Here is an 18,993-nt window from a genome sequence, read left to right on the forward strand (position 1 = left end):
AACTCAAGATTCCCCTATTGTTCTTTGCCTGTATAAGCATTTTAGCCAATAATTACGAATTAGTCAACGTCGGTCGCATATTTTTTCACAACTTCTAAAGCTTCAATATAATTTGGTTCGTCATGAATTTCTGGCACAATTTGACGATACACAATTTTACCTTCAGCATCAATTATGAAAATTGATCGTGCTAAGAAGCCATCATTTGGAATATAAAGATTCATCTCATAGCCTAAAGACAACTCTTCATCCGATAAAACTTCCAAATTTTGAACGCCTTCAGCTGCACACCATGCTTTTTGTTCAGCAATTGAATTATTTGAAACCGTCACAAAACGAACGGATGGATAATGATCTGCTTGCTGATTGAATTTTTTGGTTTCAATTTTGCAAACGCGGGTATTTAAATCCGGAACTGTACTAATTAATGTTGGTTTACCGATGAAATCTTTAGTCTTAATTTTTTGATTTTCACCGTTAAATAATTTGAACTTAGGTAATGGTTCACCAACTTCAGGAGGATTACCAACAAGGGCAACCTTTTCTCCGCCATTTAAAACATCCACACTCATCACTCCTCAAATTTCGTAAATTGACTATCAAAAGATTAAGTTAAACATAACCCATTCGAGAAAAACAATCAATCAAAAAAAGCTAATTTTAAAGCAATTCTGCAAAAACATCTTCATTCTTGTTTAAGAAGTTTTGATCTGGCTTAATTTCACTTACTTGAATTCCATCAAGAGCCTCTTGCATTAAGGCATCAACATCAATTCGCTTTTCATAATAACGAGTCCGCTCAGTATCTGGTCTTGTTTTTGGTGCTGGTGGTGCAAAAATTGTACAACAATCTTCAAATGGCAAAATCGATAAATCATAAGTACCAATCTCTTTTGCTTGTTTAATAATTTCAGTTTTGTCTAAAGAGACCACTGGGCGCAAAATTGGCATATTGGTCACATCATTTATGGCTTCCATACTCTCCATTGTCTGGGAAGCAACTTGGCCTAATGATTCCCCATTAAAAATTGCCTTTCCCCCACGCTTCTTCGCAATTGCCACAGCAATTCTCAACATCATCCGGCGTTGAACGGTCATCAAGTAACCCTCTGGCACTTTTTCTTTAATTTCTTCTTGAATTTTTGTAAATGGTACCTGAATGAATTGTAAGCTTCCTGAATAAGCAGCTAATTTGGAGGTTAACTCCTTGGCCTTGGCCAGTGCTTGTTCACTTGTGTATGGCGGACTAAAGAAATGAACCATTTCCATATCCACACCACGTTTCATCCCCAGATAGCTAGCAACTGGAGAATCAATCCCGCCAGACAGCATCATCATTCCTTTGCCTGCGGTTCCAACTGGCAATCCACCAGCACCTTGAATCGTCTCACTAGAAAGAAACACACCGTTATTTCTCACTTCGACTCGTAAAATCAAGTCTGGTTGATGCATTTTAACTATTCCTTTGGGAAAATGGTCTAACACAAATCCTCCTAAATCATCATTAAGCGTATTTGTGTCCATTTCGAAATTATGATCTGAACGGCGTGTATTAATTTTAAACGTCATCCCAGGTTTTAACTGTTCATTCATCATTTCCAACACGCCATTATGAATGGCCTCAAGGTTTCGCTCTACTTTGAGGGCTGGAGAAAAATTTTGAATTCCAAAAACTTGTTTTAAACGTTCAATAACGGCTGCTGAATCTTCACCATTTAAGGTAACGTGCGTACGATCACGCTTAGGATAAATTTCAAGATTCGGAAAGTTATGAAGGCTCTTGCGGATATTTCCACCCAAGCGGCTAACAAAATCTTTTTGATTTTTCCCCTTTGTGGACAGTTCGCCGTAACGAACCATGATTTCTGAATACTGCATATTGTGAGTAGCTCCTTTTCAATTTCATCAATGATTATTTTGCTCTCGCAAAATCCTATCTTCAACACGGATGTCCATCCGATCTACGCCATTATCATGGCTTGTCGGACTGGCTCCTTTTCAATTTCAACGGCTATTTTGCTCTCGCAAAATCCTATTTTCAACACGGATGTCCATCCGATCTACGCCATTACCATGGCTTGTCGGACTGGCCCTTTTCATTCCTATTAACCCTTATTCAGCTTCGAAAACTCTGCATACAATTTATCAAATACTCGATTAAATTCCTGAGCCTCTACCACCGTATTATCAGCATCCAAACTTACTCGAATTGCACTTGTGGCAATATCTTCAGGTGTTTTCATTGCAGCGAGTGTGCTAGATTCAACCTGTTTTTTGGAAGAACAAGCACTCGTTGTTGAAATGAAAATATTGTTTTTTTCGAACGCATGCACAACTGTTTCGCCCCGAACTCCTTTAATTGCAAAACAAAGAATATGAGGTGCAAAACCGTCATTTCGATGACTAAACATTGTGACGTTTTCAAATTTGCTCACATGATCATAAATTGCTTCTTTAACCGTTTGTTGCTGTTGAACATTTTTCTTCTCATCTTGGAGAAGGAGGCGCAATGCTTTTGCCATTCCAGCAATAGCAGGCAAGTTTTCTGTGCCACTCCGTTGATTCTTTTCCTGACCACCACCGGTCATTAATGGCGCTATGCGACGGCCTTCACGTGCGTAAATAAAACCAATTCCCCGTGGCGCATGAAATTTATGTCCTGAAAAGGTAATAAAATCAACCCGATCATTAAAAATCTGAGATTGAAGCCCTTTTCCGATACCTTGCACAGCATCAATATGAAAATGAATCTTTGGATATTTTTTTAAGACTTCCGCCGCTTCTTGAATTGGTTGCAAAGTTCCTATTTCGTTATTCACAGCCATGATTGAAACCAGGATTGTATCCGGTCTAATGGCATCCTTTAAATCTTGAATAGAAATACGGCCCTCTTTGTCCACGGGTAAATAAGTAATCTCGTAGCCTAACTGTTTAAGCTGTTCCATACTGTTAGTAATTGCAGGATGTTCAACTGCCGTCGTAATCAGGTGCTTACCAAAAGCACGTTTTTCAATAGCAGTTCCCTTCACTACCCAGTTGTCTCCTTCTGTGCCGCCACTTGTAAAAAATATCTCGTGCGGTTTAACATTTAAGAGATCAGCAATTTGTTTTCGTGACTGTTCTAGCAAATTAAATGCAAGTTCACCCATATTGTGTAAACTTGAAGGGTTCCCCCATATTTTTTCACTCACAGTTTGGTAAGTCTGTAAAACTTCAGGAGCAACTTTAGTTGTTGCACTATTATCAAAATAAATCATTCTATTTCTCCCACTATTATTGAGCTTGATGCCCGTCAAAACCATTTCTAATTATAACAATCCATTCAGTGTTGAACAAGATCATTACAACGACCTTATCTATGATACTCAATAACTGGCTTAAACACAAAAAATTCGTATATAACCAACTTAAAACAAAAAAAACGGTAATGAGAATTAAATCTGATTCTCATTACCGTTTTTATTTTTATTTATTCCTAAAACTGGGTACTCTTTTGATTTTGATAACTCTCAGTTAATTTTTCTACCATGCCAGGTTCAACAGCTTCTAATGCCCGACTAATCACACTCAAGCTCTGGGCATAATCATGATCCTCATCAAATAACTTTTGGGCCCGCGTACTGGCATTATCAACGGCTTCATTACTGTGACGATAACGATTCGTGTACTGAATAATCTGTTCGCTCAAGGCCGCATTGTCTGTAAGTTCTGTCGTCTTCTTTGCTAATGACTGCATATCCTTATCAATCATACCTAGTTGCTGATCAATTTGTTTCATATCAATCTTAACTTGATTCATACTTGACGAAAGCTTTTCAATTTCATCACTAACAACAAAAAAGTAATCCATGTAGCTTGGTGAAATTCCAGGCAAATTAAGGTTTTCAATATGTCGCTTTATTTCATGGATCTCTAGGTCAAACTGACGTAATGTTCTTCTAGCATCTTTTTCTTCTTCGATTAATTTTTGAATACTGTCATTAATCGCTGTTTGTTTGGATTCAATATCATCTAACTGATCATTTTCTTCATGCATTCTTTGAAGAATTTCTGAATAAATAACAGGCTGATTCGTAATTGCTTCCGCATCCTGATCATGTTCGTTACGAATATCTTGTAACTGCGTTTCGAGATCATGTGCTTGATCATCTTCGCTACCATTTAAAACGTAGCTTTGGCTTAGACGATCGATTTCAATTAGTAAGGTATGACTTTGCTTTTCAGCATGTTCAATATATTCAGCAATTTTTTGAAAGCCACTGTCAACATCGGTACGTGCATCGATTTCAGTCTGCATAACATCATAAAGATTATCAATTCGATTGGAAATAGTTTCGTTATTGCCTTTTACGGCATCCAAACGTAAATTGCCAAGTGTGTCCAGGTTTTCAGCAATCTTTTGAGAAATGTCATCTATATCATCAGGGATTTTTTCATCAGAGAACGCATAATTATGGTTAATTAGCTGGGTATACGCATTTTTGATTTCGTCCAACTGACCAGGAAAGTTCTCATTTAATTGAATGTATAGATCTGGAATTGCGGTTAATTCACTCTCTAAATTCTTTGTATTACTTTGTAATTGTTGTAACTGTCCTTCAGCTTTTTTATGATCGCCACTTTCAACAGTTTGCGCAAAATTTTCAAAAGCACTTTCCAAACGTTGCAAGTTATCATTTAACATATCAATGCTTGGTCCATAGGTCATATTTTTGGCTAAAAGTGTCTTTCTTAATTCTTGATACTTGTGACGTAAGACTTTCACTTCATTTTGTTGGTCTTCACTCTCCTGCTTGATTTGATCCAAAGCAGCCTGAATTCGATCTGATTCAGATTGAATAACTTGAATAGCATCTTTAACTCCCGCAACATCAGAGCGCGCATCAAAGATCTTCATGTCATTCACATTTTGTTGTCCAGTTTCAGCTAACTCATCAATTTCAGGAAACTTGTTATTCTTGACGTTACGATAATCATCTTGCAGATTTTGGTATTCTTCTAAGGAAGAACCCGCCAAATTTAAGTTGCCAACTTCATCAAGATCACTTGCAACGGGTAAATCCATTAAATCATTTTTCTTATTTAAAAGATCCGTGATTTGTTTTAATAAATATCGCTGATAGAGAACAATTCCTACATATATAAGAATTGCGACCACGATTATACCAATTAATACACCCAACATGAGAACCCCATCCTTTTACGTCATTTTTCATTTAAAAATGAATTTTGTTGCTTTCTTGTTTTTTTCAATATAAAATAAGACCCAAGTTAAATTATAGCATAGGATTTCGCTGTTTCACTATGTGATTTTTATATTTCTAGTTCAATATGGAGGAATTTCTCATGACACAAAAAACACTTTCGTTAATGAATCAACAGTTAGACGCTCTTTTATATGGTGAAACTAATTTAATCGCTAACATGTCCAACGCGACCGCCCTCTTAAAATCTAGTTACTCAGATATTAATTGGGCCGGATTTTATCAATATGATAAATCAGCTGATGAGTTAGTCCTCGGACCCTTCCAAGGAAACGTAGCCTGCATGCACATTGCCAATGGTAGTGGTGTATGTGGGACAGCCATCTCAACTGAAGAAGTTCAACGCGTAGCTAACGTCCATGAATTCGCTGGTCACATTGCCTGCGACAGCGCTAGCAACTCTGAAATTGTCATTCCATTGATCAAAGATGGTAAGAAAATTGGCGTTTTAGATATTGACTCCCAATCTTTGGACCGTTTTTCGGCTGATAATCAAGAAGAATTAGAAAGTTTTGCTGCTGTCTTCTTGTCTCACGTTGACATGCCTGCTTAACTTGTTGTAAACTGTTCATTGTGTAAAATAATGCAGCGGCGAGTGGTAAGCTCGTCAACAGACTGGTGCCATTTATTTGGTTCAATTAGTAACCTGCGGCTGCAAAGGTGAGAATTGCAAAACAGTCTGCACGAATACTAAACTCGCAATCGGATTATTTTACTCCAACAAAAATATTGGAGGATATACTTTATGTCTCGTTATACAGGTCCAAGTTGGAAAATTTCTCGCCGCTTAGGTATTTCTTTAAGTGGTACTGGTAAAGAATTAGCTCGTCGCCCATATGCACCTGGTGATCACGGCCAAAACAATCGTCGTAACATTTCAGAGTATGGTCAACAACTTCACGAAAAACAAAAGTTGCGTATGATGTACGGTTTAACTGAACGTCAATTCTCAAACTTATTCAAACGTGCTGGTAAGATCAATGAAGGTAAACATGGTGTTAACTTCATGATTATGCTCGAACGTCGTCTTGATAACGTTGTTTATCGTTTAGGTTTGGCTACAACTCGTCGTCAAGCACGTCAGTTAGTTAACCATGGTCATATCACGGTTGATGGCAAACGTGTTGACATCCCTTCTTATGAAGTTGAAGTTGGACAAGTTGTTAGTGTTCGTGAAAAATCAAAAGATTTGAAGATTATTGGCGAAGCTGTTGAAGCTGTTGTTGGTCGTCCTCAATTCGTTCAATTTGATGCTGATAAGTTGGAAGGTTCATTAACTCGTCTCCCAGAACGTGACGAATTAGAAGCTGATATCGACGAATCATTAATCGTTGAATACTACAACAAACTTTAATTTTTCAATTATGGTTTGTTTAAAAAAAGCATTCGGAATTTTTCCGAACGCTTTTTTATTTGTCCCAGATTTCTGTCAGAGACTGAATAGTTTTGTTGATAAAATCTGTAATTTCTTGCTTATTCATTAAACGTAACTCTTCTTTTGAAATCCACCGACCAATCAAAAATTCAGATTGTTTTTTATTCTCATAGCTAGACAGTAGATTCTTGTAATTCGTACTGGTTAACTGCATCTGGTTTTTGGTCATGTGATTATTTGATAACACAAACACTTGCCCTAATTGAAGAAAACTACTTTGCGTTTGTTTTAACTTTCCAATTATCTCTTTACGCTCTTTAATGTTGGTTTCAAAGGCCAGCCACACAAATAACCGGTCATCCCAAACTCCCACTTCATAATGCGGAATCATTTTATAACCCCGCTTTCGTTCGGCAAACGCTACCCAAGTATTCATTGGCGGATTAATATGACGCCGCGCGTGTTTGGCTATAAAGGCACGATATTCATGTCCATCTTGATTTAAAATAGGCATAACTTGCTGCCCAATTTCTTCAAAATACGGATCAACCTGTTCACGAATTAATGCAAGGCGTTTTTCTACATCTGACTCATCAAAAACAGAAAATAACTGATCACTAAACATTTCTAGTCTCCCACTTTCCTTGTGTTCCTTTAAACTTAATACAAGATTGAATCTCCCCAAAATGCTATACTTATTATACTATCTAGAAAGGATTGTGAGCGCAATGACTAATAATTCCAATGACGTTAATACACGTCTACAAGATGCTACTCATGGCACCCCCAAGCTCAATCCGGATGAGCAACGCAAATATCTGGGAACTTTTAGAGAGCGTGTCGCCATAACCATGTCAGTTGGGCAAATTAAATCAACCCAATACCAAGATACATTTATCCAGGAGCTTAAAAAACATCCTGATTACCAATTATTAATTAACGGTAATGTCTCGCAGGAATTGATAGGCCCTTATATGAAGGTGGCCAGTCAGATTTCTTTAAAGTTTACGATAAAAACTGATGATATATACACAACTACCGACGAAGGATTAGCTTTGGTTCTAGCCGCAAAAGAATCAATAAATATTCAGGATGTAGACGTTGCTAGTTTCCAACCATCAAAAGCAGCAGACGACAAACCAGAAAAATCAGAATCTTTGTTAGATAAATTGAAAAATAGTTTTCTTAAATAGGAGTTTATCATGCAACAACCTTTAGCGTACCGAATGCGTCCTAAAAAAATTGAAGATGTCGTGGGCCAACAACAATTAGTTGGCTCGGGCAAAATAATCTCACGAATGGTCAAAGCAAAATTACTTTCTTCGATGATCTTATATGGACCACCAGGCACTGGGAAAACTAGTATTGCCAGCGCAATTGCTGGCTCTACACAGTATGCTTTTCGTAAACTTAATGCGGCTACAGATTCAAAAAAGGACCTGCAAATTGTGGCTGAAGAAGCAAAAATGAGCGGTACAGTAATTTTACTGCTTGATGAAATACACCGTCTCGATAAAACTAAGCAAGATTTCCTGTTACCTCATCTAGAAAGTGGTCGCATCATTTTAATTGGAGCAACCACTGAGAATCCTTACATTTCAATTAATCCAGCCATTAGAAGTCGAACTCAAATCTTTGAAGTCCATCCTTTAGCAGCTGATGACATTAAACAAGCCATTGATCGTGCGTTAACTGATTCAGAAAATGGCCTTGGAAAATTAAAAGTTACGGTTACAAAACCTGCAATGAATTTTTTGATTCATTCAACTAATGGTGACTTGAGAAGCGCTCTAAATGGTTTAGAACTCGCTGTTAAGTCAACAACGGCCGACAAAAATGGGAGTATCAAAATCTCCCTTGCCATCATTGAAGAATGTTTGCAAAAAAAGGCTCTTACTCAAGATAAAAACGGCGATGCTCATTATGATGTCATTTCTGCCTTCCAAAAATCTATTCGAGGTAGTGATGTTAATGCAGCTCTCCATTACATGGCCCGTCTGGTCGAGGCTGGTGATCTTCCAAGTATCACGCGCCGACTAATGGTTATCGCTTATGAAGACATTGGACTAGCCAATCCCTCTGCTTGTGCGCGCACCGTTACTGCTGTGCAGGCTGCGGAAAAGTTAGGCTTTCCAGAGGCCAGAATTCCTTTGGCTGACGCCGTTATCGAACTTTGTTTGTCGCCAAAATCTAATTCCGGAATTTCCGCGATGGATGCCGCTTTGGAAGAGGTAAAAACTGGCAATTATGGTGACATTCCGGCTGATTTAAAAGACGCGCACTACAAAGGTGCTGCTAAGCTTGGACATGGAAATAATTATAAATATGCGCATGCCTACCCAAATGATTGGGTCAAACAACAGTATTTACCAGACAATATAAAATCTGCAAATTACTATGAACCTAAGCAAAATGGTAAATTTGAACAGGCTTTAGGCGCTCAGTATGAGCGTTTGCTTCATGCCCAACGGGATTAATTTGATTACTTAAAAATTGAATTCTTTAATCACTCATGCTAGAATAAGAGTGAAATTTCTTTGGTGTACGCGTTGTTTCATTTATGTACTGCCGTTCAAATAATTTGTATAGGGACTGAGGGTATTTGATGGCATGTAGGCCTTTAATTAGGAAACTTAAAGTCAGATCAATCGGTCCCACCGCTAATATACTTGCGGGCTTTCACTGAGAAACGATTAACGGCACCACAAAGGGTTTCGGGATTAGGACATTACGTGCTAATCCCTTTTTGTTTAGTTTAAATAAATCCATAAAAATCATTCTATTGAGAGGAGGAATGCTCATGATAATTTCAATCCTTATGGTCCTTTTTGCAATCCTATTAGGCACAATTGGTGTTTACCTTTATCGGCATCAGCAACGACCGTTTTTACTCTTCGATCCAACAAACCAGCCTGCCCTTCAAGAGCTTTTACGCATTGGCGGCATTGCTCTTTGCTTAATGGCAATTATTGCTTTTGTCGTAGCCTGGACGCATGTAATTATCTTAATCTGCATTATCTTACTCCTTGGCTGTTGTACATCCACTGGTATTTTGCTGGGTTTAACCCATTTTATGCCTTAGCAAAAAAGGAAACGCTCTTTTTTCTTTTTATTTTAGTGAATTTAACGTAAAATGAAGTTATAAAGTTGGAGAGGTGATTTATATGACACAACAATATAAACATATTTTGGTTCCAGTAGATGGATCACAAGAAGCTGAATTGGCTTTTGAAAAAGCCGTGGCTGTGGCCAGACGAAACGACGGTGCCGAATTACATTTGGTGCACGTTGTCGATACCCGTGCTTTTCAAAACATTTCGAGCTTTGATACAGCCATGGTAGAACAAGTCACAGAAACAGCAAAGACAACCCTTGATAAATATATTTCAGAAGCAAAAGATAAGGGTTTGCAAAACGTTGACTATTCGATTGAATACGGCGCACCAAAAGTTGTGATCGCAAACGACATGCCTAAACAGTTGCACACCGATCTTATTATGATTGGTGCAACCGGTCTGAATGCCGTGGAACGTCTCCTAATTGGCTCAGTAACCGAGTATGTCACCCGAACTGCAATTTGTGACGTCTTGGTTGTGCGATCCGATTTAGAAAACCAACCCGTTAAGCTCACCAAGTAAAATTTTATAAGTAAATAAAGAGTGATCAGCCACTAAAATGGTTGATCACTCTTTATTTACTTATAAAATTGCCAGATCATGATAACGAAAACAAGAAACTTCGTGATCATTTATCAACCCCGCTGCTTGTAAAAAAGCATATATATTCTTAGGCCCTACGAAAACAAATCCGTCCTGTTTCATTTGGCGAACAACTCGTTTGGCTAACAACATCTGAGCCTCTTCACTATTCATAAAAGTACTTGGACAACGGATTGGCTCGAAATCCACAAAATGCCACATGTAATCCGAAAAAGTCGTAGGCAATTGCGCTACCACATTCGCATTATGAAAAACGGCATGAATCTTCCGTGGATTACGAATTACCGCAGAATCCGCTATTACCTGCTGAATTTCGGTATCCGAATACTCACAAAGACAAAATGGATCAAAACTCGATAAAGTATTCCGCAAATCTTCTCGCCGTTTTAGAACAGTCGACCAATTTAAACCAGCTTGAAAGATTTCTAAAGCAAAACATTCAAATAACTTCTTTGACTCCAAAACGGGAATGCCCCACTCAAGATCGTGATATTGCATTAACTGGGCATTCTTGGTACTCCATAAACAGCGAATCATATTTGGTCCCCTTTCTTGGTATAAATAAGATTCGCCTTTTTACCACAACTCGATTAAATTATTTAGAACTTCATACTGCATGAGTTGCTGCCAATTTTTAGTTTTAAGAATATATTGTAACCGGCTTAGGTGATTAGTAATGATTCCATCTACTCGAAGGGCCAGCATTCGTTTTATTGAAGACGTCCCATCCGCTGGCCAAACAAATACTTGTTTGTGTTTGGCCCAAGCCTGCTGAACAAACTGTCGATTTAGCGTGTGAAACTCCAATGAGTAAAAATTAGCTGAATTCTTAGGAATCCTTGCAATGTTGAATGGTGTAATAATTCCTGTCTTTAATTTTGGACTTTTATCTTTAAGCTGCATCATAAAATCGGCATCAAGCGAATGAACCTTGTCACCGTGTTGTTGCAAACTTTTCCCATAAACCTTGTTAAATCTTTCCACTAAATCCGCGGAATCTCCATGACTTGGCTTAATTTCCACAATTAGTGGTTGATGAATCCGATGAGCTACTTTAAGATACTCGGAAAAGCTACTAACCTTAGTTTGATACCCATTTTCGCGCAATGTGGTGTGCGTTAATTCTTTTAAAGTAAGGTCACTTACGGCCACATTTCTGCCAGCTAAATGTTTTAAATTCGAATCATGCATCGCCACAAACTGATTGTCTTTTGTTTCACGTATATCCATTTCAACATAATCCGGATGCAACCGATGGGTTTTTCTCAAAGCCATCACAGTATTTTGCACACCATTTCGATCGCTTACTCCCCGATGAGAAATCGTAAGCATCTTTAAAGGATGACTATCATTTATATGAATTGAAAAGTAAGCATAGGTTGGCGTGATTAGTAATAAAAGCCCTAATAATGATAATCCAATTTGTTGGATTTGTTTCAGCTCCCATTTTCGATAAACATGGGCTTTTTTTTGAAAAACAGGCACTTTCGAAAGCGGCAAATTTGCATCTGTCACCCACTTATTCAACTCAGACAAAAATCCGGTTGAAAATACCAAAAACCACCAGACAAATAAAAGTTCTGCAAACGAAATTGCCAAAACCATTAACATTATCCCGATTGGAATCGATTGTATCCGTTGATTTAATTGAGATAATCCCCACAATCCAATGCCACCAAAAATAGCAATTGGTATCGAAACACGAATGGCAATTAACAGAATTTTGCCTAACATTTTAACTGCTTTTCGTTTGGTTAACTGCCAACTAAGGCGAATTCCTTGTGTTAAGGAACATCTGCGACTCACCATGGCTGGCAAGGCCAAAATTAAACGTAACGCTACCCAACACAATCCTATATAAAGCAACCCAAATATTGATCCCATTATCCATCGATTGGCAAAAATAAAGTTTTGAAGAGTCATCGTTGTTGGAAGATGCGCAAGAATCACTGTTGAAAAACCAAATCCGCCCAAAGGTATGGTGATCACTGCATAAAACAAAAAATAGGCCACCGTCATAAACCAATTTTTTTCAAACAACCGCTTTAATAAATGACGTAAATGTTCAAAACTAACCGGTCGATTTAATTGAAAACCAATAATCATTAGTAAAACTGCCAATAGTCCCGAGAAGAATCCCCAAATAATCGCAATCGCTAAAAGAATTTTTAAAGGAATCAACAGAAAATTCTCTGACAAAAAAAGTGCATGTTCAAGTAAGATGCCAGCAACTACCCCGACCAACACGGTCAAAGTTGTGTAATATAAATTTTCATCTGAGTTAATTATGTATGTAACTAATTGTTTGATGCGTCGATAATCTTGAAAAAAGAACTTTTTCATTTTTGCTCCTCCCCTACGATTTCAATTTTACCACCGCCGTTACGTGAACTAAACGTCCAAATAAAATTTTACCAAATAAAAAGCCGCCAAAAAGGCGGTTTTTATTATTCTGCATCAAGTGGCGTGAAATCATAATGAATCTTTGAACGCCGTTGAAATTCTTCGAACGCTAAATCAATCAGTTGATCAATTAGTTTCTCATAACTAATCCCTGAAACTTCCCATAACTGAGGATATAAACTAATGTTGGTAAATCCTGGCAACGTATTAATTTCGCTCAAGTAAGGTACTTGATCATGATCAACTAGGAAATCAATTCGAGCCAATCCACAACACCCAAGAACTCGAAAGGCATCAAGCGCCATTTGTTGAACTTCTTGAGCAAGCTCTGGCGAAATGCTAGCTGGTAATTCAAAATGAACCCCACTAGCATCCACAAATTTATTGTTATAATCATAGAACGTATCTGACTTAGGAACCACAATTCGACCCACTTTAGAAGCCTTAGGCGCACGATTTCCTAAAATTGAAACCTCAACTTCTTCTGGTTGCTCAATAGATTGCTCGACCAAAACCTTAAAATCATATCGGAAAGCATCATCTAAGCCATCTTCAAATTCCTGTGCATTAGTAGCCTTGTGAATTCCGACTGAAGATCCTTGGTTAGCAGGCTTTAGAAACATAAGCTCGCCCAATAAGTCACGACACACCTCATAGGAATATTCTGTCCGGTTTTCAGGTGTAATGACCACATACTTTGTGTTCCGGATACCATTATGTGTCAAAATCTGTTTCGTTGTATCCTTATCAAACGAGATTGCTGACCCTAAAATACCACTTCCTACGTAAGGCTTCTTCAACAAACGTAAAAGACCTTGAATAGTTCCGTCTTCCCCCAAATTACCATGAATAATTGGAAAATATACGTCAATATCGCGTTGTTCACCTAAGTTTAAAATAGGTGACAACGGATTGCCTTCATCGACCGTTTGAATAGCCTCTTTGACAACCTTTTCTTCTGATTCGCCATCAAAAATTCTTCTTGATGAAGCATCACTTAATAAATAGCCATCCTTGGTAAACATGAACAAACTGATCTCGTAACGATCTTTATCCATTGCATCATAAATGTTATGTGCAGATCGTTTCGAAACATCATGTTCAGATGAATTACCACCAAATAGCAAGCCAACGTGAATCTTTTTTTCCGTCCTCATAAAATCTCATCCTATCATATAGATTTTGTCTTGAATCTAAATTGTACCATGGATTTCTACAGAAAAAAACTTTGATACCCAATTTATTTCGTATTAAAACCGCCTGTCACCACAATTTTTCCGATCATCTTGTTACTTTCTACTAACTCATGCGCTCTTCTTAAGGTTTGTGCATTGATTCCTTTTAAGGTCAGGGTGAGTGTTGACCGCACTTCTTTTTGATCCAGGAGTTTCGCAACTTGATGTAAAATTTTACCTTGTGAATCCATATCATCAGTTTGGTAAATACTTTTGGTAAACATAAACTCCCAAACAAATGTAATGCTCTTTGCCTTCAATAATCCGCCCATTGGTAAAGGCTTCTCATTTTCTACAATCGCTGTAATATAGCCCTCAGGTGCAATTAAGTTAGCAAGCTGGGGCAAATACACGTCAGGTGATTGCAAAATTAATCCAAATTTGATCGTATGCACGTTTTGCGCTTTTAATTGCTCTTCAAGTGATTGATGATAATCCAGCACAATATCTGCGCCCATCTTCTTGACCCATTCCACTGTTTCAGGTCGAGATGCTGTTGTGACAACAGTCAATCCAGCCCATTTTGCTAGCTGAATTGCAATCGATCCGACTCCACCAGCGCCATTAATAATCAAAACCGTTTGCCCACGATTGGCATCCTTTTTGGCAATAAGCGGCATTCGTTCAAACAAGGCTTCCCATGCCGTTAGACTAGTTAACGGCATTGCCGCTGCTTCTTCTCCACTAATTTTCTGTGGTGCATGTGCAACCAAACGGGAATCCACTAACTGATAAGCTTGATTACTTCCTGGACGTTGATTGGTTCCGGCATAATAAACGGAATCTCCAACTGAAAATCCAGTGACTTGATCACCAACTTCTTCAATTGTTCCATATGCATCAAAACCAATGATTGTGGGTTCCTTTGTTTCTGGATGATGTTGGCGGGTTTTTGTATCAACGGGATTAACAGAGACCGCTTCAACTTTGACCAATATATCACGGCCAGTTGCTTTCTGTTGAGGTACTTTTAAATCAATTAAGCTATTTGAATCTTCAATCGGTAATCCTTTGTAAAAACCAATTGCTTGTCTCTGTTCATTCATTGTTTCTTTGCTCCTTTAGAATCGAAAATCATTTTCTTCGTTTAAATAAGTAGTTATTTCTTTTGGCATTTCGGGATTCAAAACCAATGATTGCAACAAATGCTGGCGATTATATAAACGTGTCCACATTTGTTCATCTTCTTTAGTTTGAATCGAAACTAGTTCATGACGCCAATTTTTTAAAATCAATAAAAGAAAATCACTATACAATTTATTTTGCTTTGTTAAATCAGCAATATATCCCGCCAAGCGTTCTGGCTCACCAAAAATTAAAGGAGTACCCAGTTGTTTATACCGGCCAATTAAGACTGTCAGCATTAAAAGTTTATCTGCCCGGACTAAGCTTTTATCGACAGCTAATTCATCTAAAACATTGCCAATGTGCGTGTAGGCGTGTGCCCAGCCGTTTTCACCTACATAACCACGTGTGTCTGTTTCCATTGCAATGTAGGTAAGCAACTGATCAACCAGTGAATTTTTACTCTCATCATCAATAAAATCAGAACCCGCACGATCGATATAAAGTAAAGTCGACAAAAACATCACACTAAATGAGCGCTGAAAAACAGCATCATTTTGCGGTTCTGTAATGTGTGGAAACAAACTTTCATCCCTGATTAAGTATTTAAAAATCATTTTAAGTTGTTTTTTAGATGTAATTTGTTGCTGGATAATATCACTGAATAAAAAATAAATGCCCTTATCTCTAATAAACAAATTTGGTGACCCAATATGTTGAAACAGTTGGGTTAAATCAGAATCACTAATTTCTTCTAATTTGTGTGAACTTAATTGCTCTCTTAGTGATTCAATGAGATCTTGAATACCATCTTGATCGTCCGGTAAAATGACCTCAGTCGGTTCCGTAGGTTTAATGGATTTAATGACATTATCCACTTCAGAAATCAATGACTGATAGATCTCACCACTTTGCAATTTTGCGCGTAGCCCTTGAAGCTGCGTACGAACTGATTCAACTTCTTTCATAGCACCATTCTCCTCGTAAGTAATAACTCATTTTACCACGCCTTAAGATGGAATCCCTAACAAAGCTATCTTACAATTATTGTCAAACTAACCATTAATGTTAGAATAGATAAAAAGAGAAGGAGCAAACAACATGTCAAACCATCAAATTCGCCGTCAATTAAAACGCGAAGTGAAACAAACTTTTAAAGGACATTGGGGTCAGGCCTCTTTGACTGCCCTTGTCCCTATAATTCTTCAAGCCCTTGCCGGATTTATCGTTTCCATTTTTATTTTAACTTTTCTCTACTTAGTAAGTAAACATCCTGATATTTTCAATCCGAGTTCATGGGGCAATAATTCTGCTGGTTCCAAATTCTACGATGAAATGACTTCCTCTGGTACCCACAGTGAAGTTTGGAATTTTCTACGTGGTGCATTGCTGACCTTTATTGGCGTTGGAATTAACTACACGTTTCTTGATTGGCTAAGGAAACCTGAACTACAGTTTTCCCCTATTAAAGGAGCCTTTCAAGTATTTACCAAGCGTTATTTCATTCCAACATTAGCCATTTTTATTTTACAATTTATTTTTCAGTTCCTGTGGACCTTATTATTTATCATTCCAGGAATCGTTAAATACTTTGCCTACTCTCAATCCTATTTAATTTATAAGGACCAGTTAGCTTCTGGAAATGGTGATCGCATTGAATACATCGATTGTATTACAATGAGCCGAAAATTGATGATGGGTCATAAATTTGAGCTTTTCACTCTAAAACTAAGCCTAATTGGTTGGTATCTCTTATGCTGGGTCAGTTTTGGAATTGGCTTTATCTGGTACGTTCCTTACTCTCAAGGTGTTTACAGTGCCTTTTACAAACATTTGGTTGAAGCCTAATATGAAATTAAAAAAAGTGTAGCTTGAATTGCCTGATATTCATAAAGCAATTCGAGCCACACTTTTTTATTTTCTACTGATTTTTTAAAACTATTTTCTGTTGAATCCAGTAATTAATGCCAGTACCAATAATTATTCCGACTGCCATTGTGCCAATCGGGTGAAAGGGATTCCACATTCCTTCTCCATCTGTTTTTGTGTAGCCAGCCACAAATTTAACAACACTTTCCATCCAATCTAAGTTCATTCCGGTATGAAATTGCATTAAGAAACGGATGATCACAACAACACCAATAAAAATTGTGAGCCAAATGATTAGACGGGTTCTCTTTTTAAAAAGAGCTGACAAACTGCCAAAGAACATGGCAATAACCGCAAAGGACCATAATAACAGCCATTCATAGACAATTTGAGCTGGGCCATTCCAAAAATTGTGGAACCCTAAGAATTGTCCAAAGAGTTGGCTATAAAATGTGTTATTAACGATTCCTGTAACGGGCACGACAATGGCATAATAATAACCGTAATTGATCAAACTCATTAGAAGGCTACACAATCCAACCACGCCAATCGTAGCCTTCCAGACTGTGCGTCGTGAAATACCGTTTTGAATATAAAATTTAAAAGGCTTATACACACGGTAAGAAGAAATAAGTAAAAATAAAATGGAAATAAAGGGTAATAAATTATTTTTCAACAAATTATGTATCGAAACTCCCCTAAGACTTCCTGTAAATAATAAGGCAAAGACAACTGGCAAAACAAACATAACCGCGAGGGTCAGAAGATAGGTATAACCTACTCCCTTCAAATAATACTTAAATTTGTTTTTAAAAATTGATTTAGTTTTCATTCGACTGTGCTCCCCTCACTTGTTAAATGAATAAACAACTTTTGTAAATCCATGCGAGAAATCTGAATCGTATCAGGAATTTCACGATCATCATTTAAACTGCCAAAAACATAATTACCTTTGAGATTTCCTAAAGATTCAGACCCAATGATATTCAAACCTTCTGTATAGCTATCCACCGTTTCTCCAGGACCCGTAATTACATATGCCTGCGACAACATATGATCCACGTCATCATCTACCAGAATTTCACCCTTTTCAAGGACAAAGACATGCTCAATCATGTTGGCAATTTCTTCAATCATGTGAGTCGAGATCACGAAGGTTCGTGGATGCTGGCTATAACTATCTAATAATTCTTTATAAAATAACTCTCGGTGGTTAGCATCGAGGCCTAAAATAGGTTCGTCTAAAAACACGAAATCTACAGGTAAACTAAGCGCAATAATCAACTTAAAAATCGTCCGATAACCAGTTGATAATTGGCCAAACCTTAATTTAGGATTTAACCCAAAAGCGTCACATAGATGTTTTGCATAAACATCGTCAAAGCCGCCGTACATTAATCGCGTAGCTTTAAAAAGATCTTGCAGGCGTGAGCGCTTTTGATATAAGTTAACTTCACTCATCAAATACATTTTTCCGAGTAATTCATCGCTTTCATGGATGGTCTCCCCATCGACAGTCACTGATCCCCCATTTGGAAAAATTCGATCAGTCAAAATATTTAGTAGCGTACTTTTCCCTGCACCGTTTCTTCCTAACAAACCATAAATTCGATTTGGCTCTATTTCTAAATTGATACTCTTTAAAATTTGTTTGTTACCAAATTGCTTTGAAATCCCATCAACTTTAATCTTCATTTGCCTGAAACCCCCTTTTAATCAGTTGAACAAGATCAACTTCAGTTAATTTTAAATTTTTTGCCTCCGACACAATTTTTCTGACGTAATCTTCAAAAAAAGCCCCTTTTCGTTTTTCCAAAATTAAATCATAGGCACCCTTACAAACAAACATGCCAAGGCCTCGGCGTTTTTCAACTAGTTTCTCATTCACTAAAATATTTATTCCTTTTAAAACCGTCGCGGGATTAATGTGAAACTCTCGTGACATCTCGGTTGTTGAAGGCACCTGGGTTTCTTCTTTAAAGGCCCCCGTAAAGATCCCTTCTTCAATTTGATTGGCTACCTGTAGATAGATGGGTTCTTGCCCACTAAAATCAAATTGCATA

20 protein-coding genes, 1 other RNA gene and 1 other annotated feature (1 of these 22 running past the window's edge) are annotated in these 18,993 nt (G+C 37.6%); of the genes, 8 read left to right on the top strand and 13 right to left on the bottom strand.

What is annotated here, in order from left to right:
* Positions 1-34 (bottom strand) — a binding site (T-box leader); it reaches 176 nt to the left of the window's first position.
* 25 nt (positions 35-59) lie between these two features.
* From PI20285_RS06335 to ezrA, 4 genes are all read right to left on the bottom strand, one after another.
* Entirely contained in the window at positions 60-566 is a 507-nt protein-coding gene (locus PI20285_RS06335; protein WP_057772400.1) for a peroxiredoxin, read from the bottom strand.
* Between the two features lie 94 nt (positions 567-660).
* Positions 661-1,878: a tRNA uracil 4-sulfurtransferase ThiI gene (gene thiI, locus PI20285_RS06340; protein ID WP_057772398.1), complete on the bottom strand. Its 1,218-nt coding sequence runs from the start codon at positions 1,876-1,878 to the stop codon at positions 661-663.
* Positions 1,879-2,105: 227 nt separating this feature from the next.
* On the bottom strand, positions 2,106-3,257 hold the full coding sequence (locus PI20285_RS06345; RefSeq protein ID WP_057772396.1) for a cysteine desulfurase family protein: 1,152 nt from the start codon (positions 3,255-3,257) through the stop codon (positions 2,106-2,108).
* A 218-nt stretch (positions 3,258-3,475) separates the two neighbouring features.
* Positions 3,476-5,185 (bottom strand): septation ring formation regulator EzrA, encoded by a 1,710-nt coding sequence (ezrA, locus tag PI20285_RS06350; protein WP_057772394.1) that lies wholly within the window; start codon positions 5,183-5,185, stop codon positions 3,476-3,478.
* A gap of 161 nt (positions 5,186-5,346) precedes the next feature.
* Here ezrA and PI20285_RS06355 point away from each other — a divergent pair, with 161 nt between their 5' ends.
* Positions 5,347-5,817 carry a GAF domain-containing protein gene (locus PI20285_RS06355; RefSeq protein WP_057772392.1) on the top strand — a complete coding sequence of 157 codons (471 nt, stop codon included), beginning with the start codon at positions 5,347-5,349 and terminating at the stop codon, positions 5,815-5,817.
* Between the two features lie 192 nt (positions 5,818-6,009).
* On the top strand, positions 6,010-6,618 hold the full coding sequence (gene rpsD, locus PI20285_RS06360) for a 30S ribosomal protein S4 (RefSeq protein WP_057772391.1): 609 nt from the start codon (positions 6,010-6,012) through the stop codon (positions 6,616-6,618).
* Between the two features lie 55 nt (positions 6,619-6,673).
* Here the strand turns inward: rpsD and PI20285_RS06365 are convergent, their stop codons facing one another.
* Positions 6,674-7,264, bottom strand: coding sequence for a DUF1054 family protein (locus tag PI20285_RS06365; protein ID WP_057772389.1), 591 nt, complete (start codon positions 7,262-7,264; stop codon positions 6,674-6,676).
* A gap of 61 nt (positions 7,265-7,325) precedes the next feature.
* Between PI20285_RS06365 and PI20285_RS06370 the strand changes: the two genes are divergently transcribed.
* From PI20285_RS06370 to PI20285_RS06390, 5 genes are all read left to right on the top strand, one after another.
* Entirely contained in the window at positions 7,326-7,832 is a 507-nt protein-coding gene (locus PI20285_RS06370; RefSeq protein WP_245080544.1) for a YueI family protein, read from the top strand.
* Positions 7,833-7,841: 9 nt separating this feature from the next.
* The gene (locus PI20285_RS06375) at positions 7,842-9,116 is read left to right on the top strand and encodes a replication-associated recombination protein A (protein ID WP_057772385.1); all 1,275 of its coding nucleotides are present in this window, start codon (positions 7,842-7,844) and stop codon (positions 9,114-9,116) included.
* A gap of 52 nt (positions 9,117-9,168) precedes the next feature.
* Positions 9,169-9,356, top strand: a non-coding RNA gene (gene ssrS / locus PI20285_RS06380) — 6S RNA.
* 83 nt (positions 9,357-9,439) lie between these two features.
* A complete protein-coding gene (locus PI20285_RS06385; protein ID WP_057772383.1) occupies positions 9,440-9,721 on the top strand; it encodes a hypothetical protein in 282 nt (93 codons plus the stop codon).
* Positions 9,722-9,803: 82 nt separating this feature from the next.
* Complete coding sequence (locus PI20285_RS06390) at positions 9,804-10,277, top strand: universal stress protein (protein WP_057772381.1); 474 nt, start codon at positions 9,804-9,806, stop codon at positions 10,275-10,277.
* A gap of 60 nt (positions 10,278-10,337) precedes the next feature.
* On the opposite strand, the gene PI20285_RS06395 is transcribed toward PI20285_RS06390, so the two are convergent.
* The 5 genes from PI20285_RS06395 to PI20285_RS06415 form a co-directional block, all read right to left on the bottom strand.
* The gene (locus tag PI20285_RS06395) at positions 10,338-10,895 is read right to left on the bottom strand and encodes a DNA-3-methyladenine glycosylase I (protein ID WP_057772379.1); all 558 of its coding nucleotides are present in this window, start codon (positions 10,893-10,895) and stop codon (positions 10,338-10,340) included.
* 39 nt (positions 10,896-10,934) lie between these two features.
* Positions 10,935-12,701: a glycerophosphodiester phosphodiesterase gene (locus tag PI20285_RS06400; RefSeq protein ID WP_057772377.1), complete on the bottom strand. Its 1,767-nt coding sequence runs from the start codon at positions 12,699-12,701 to the stop codon at positions 10,935-10,937.
* Between the two features lie 104 nt (positions 12,702-12,805).
* Positions 12,806-13,918: a D-alanine--D-alanine ligase family protein gene (locus PI20285_RS06405; protein WP_057772375.1), complete on the bottom strand. Its 1,113-nt coding sequence runs from the start codon at positions 13,916-13,918 to the stop codon at positions 12,806-12,808.
* An 83-nt stretch (positions 13,919-14,001) separates the two neighbouring features.
* A complete protein-coding gene (locus PI20285_RS06410; RefSeq protein WP_057772373.1) occupies positions 14,002-15,042 on the bottom strand; it encodes a zinc-binding alcohol dehydrogenase family protein in 1,041 nt (346 codons plus the stop codon).
* Between the two features lie 15 nt (positions 15,043-15,057).
* Positions 15,058-16,029 carry a DUF2785 domain-containing protein gene (locus PI20285_RS06415; RefSeq protein WP_057772371.1) on the bottom strand — a complete coding sequence of 324 codons (972 nt, stop codon included), beginning with the start codon at positions 16,027-16,029 and terminating at the stop codon, positions 15,058-15,060.
* 133 nt (positions 16,030-16,162) lie between these two features.
* Between PI20285_RS06415 and PI20285_RS06420 the strand changes: the two genes are divergently transcribed.
* Positions 16,163-16,909, top strand: a complete 747-nt coding sequence (locus PI20285_RS06420) for a DUF975 family protein (protein WP_057772370.1) — start codon at positions 16,163-16,165, stop codon at positions 16,907-16,909.
* A gap of 73 nt (positions 16,910-16,982) precedes the next feature.
* Here the strand turns inward: PI20285_RS06420 and PI20285_RS06425 are convergent, their stop codons facing one another.
* From PI20285_RS06425 to PI20285_RS06435, 3 genes are read right to left on the bottom strand one after another with little or no spacing between them, the layout of a single operon-like run.
* The gene (locus PI20285_RS06425) at positions 16,983-17,762 is read right to left on the bottom strand and encodes a hypothetical protein (protein WP_057772368.1); all 780 of its coding nucleotides are present in this window, start codon (positions 17,760-17,762) and stop codon (positions 16,983-16,985) included.
* Positions 17,759-18,625, bottom strand: coding sequence for an ATP-binding cassette domain-containing protein (locus PI20285_RS06430; RefSeq protein ID WP_057772366.1), 867 nt, complete (start codon positions 18,623-18,625; stop codon positions 17,759-17,761). Before PI20285_RS06430 ends, PI20285_RS06425 begins: the two co-directional genes overlap by 4 nt.
* Entirely contained in the window at positions 18,615-18,992 is a 378-nt protein-coding gene (locus tag PI20285_RS06435; RefSeq protein WP_057772364.1) for a GntR family transcriptional regulator, read from the bottom strand. The genes PI20285_RS06430 and PI20285_RS06435 overlap by 11 nt, the downstream gene beginning before the upstream one ends.
* Position 18,993: the final 1 nt, after the last annotated feature.

The sequence above is a fragment of the Pediococcus inopinatus genome (assembly GCF_002982135.1).
GTDB lineage: Bacteria > Bacillota > Bacilli > Lactobacillales > Lactobacillaceae > Pediococcus > Pediococcus inopinatus.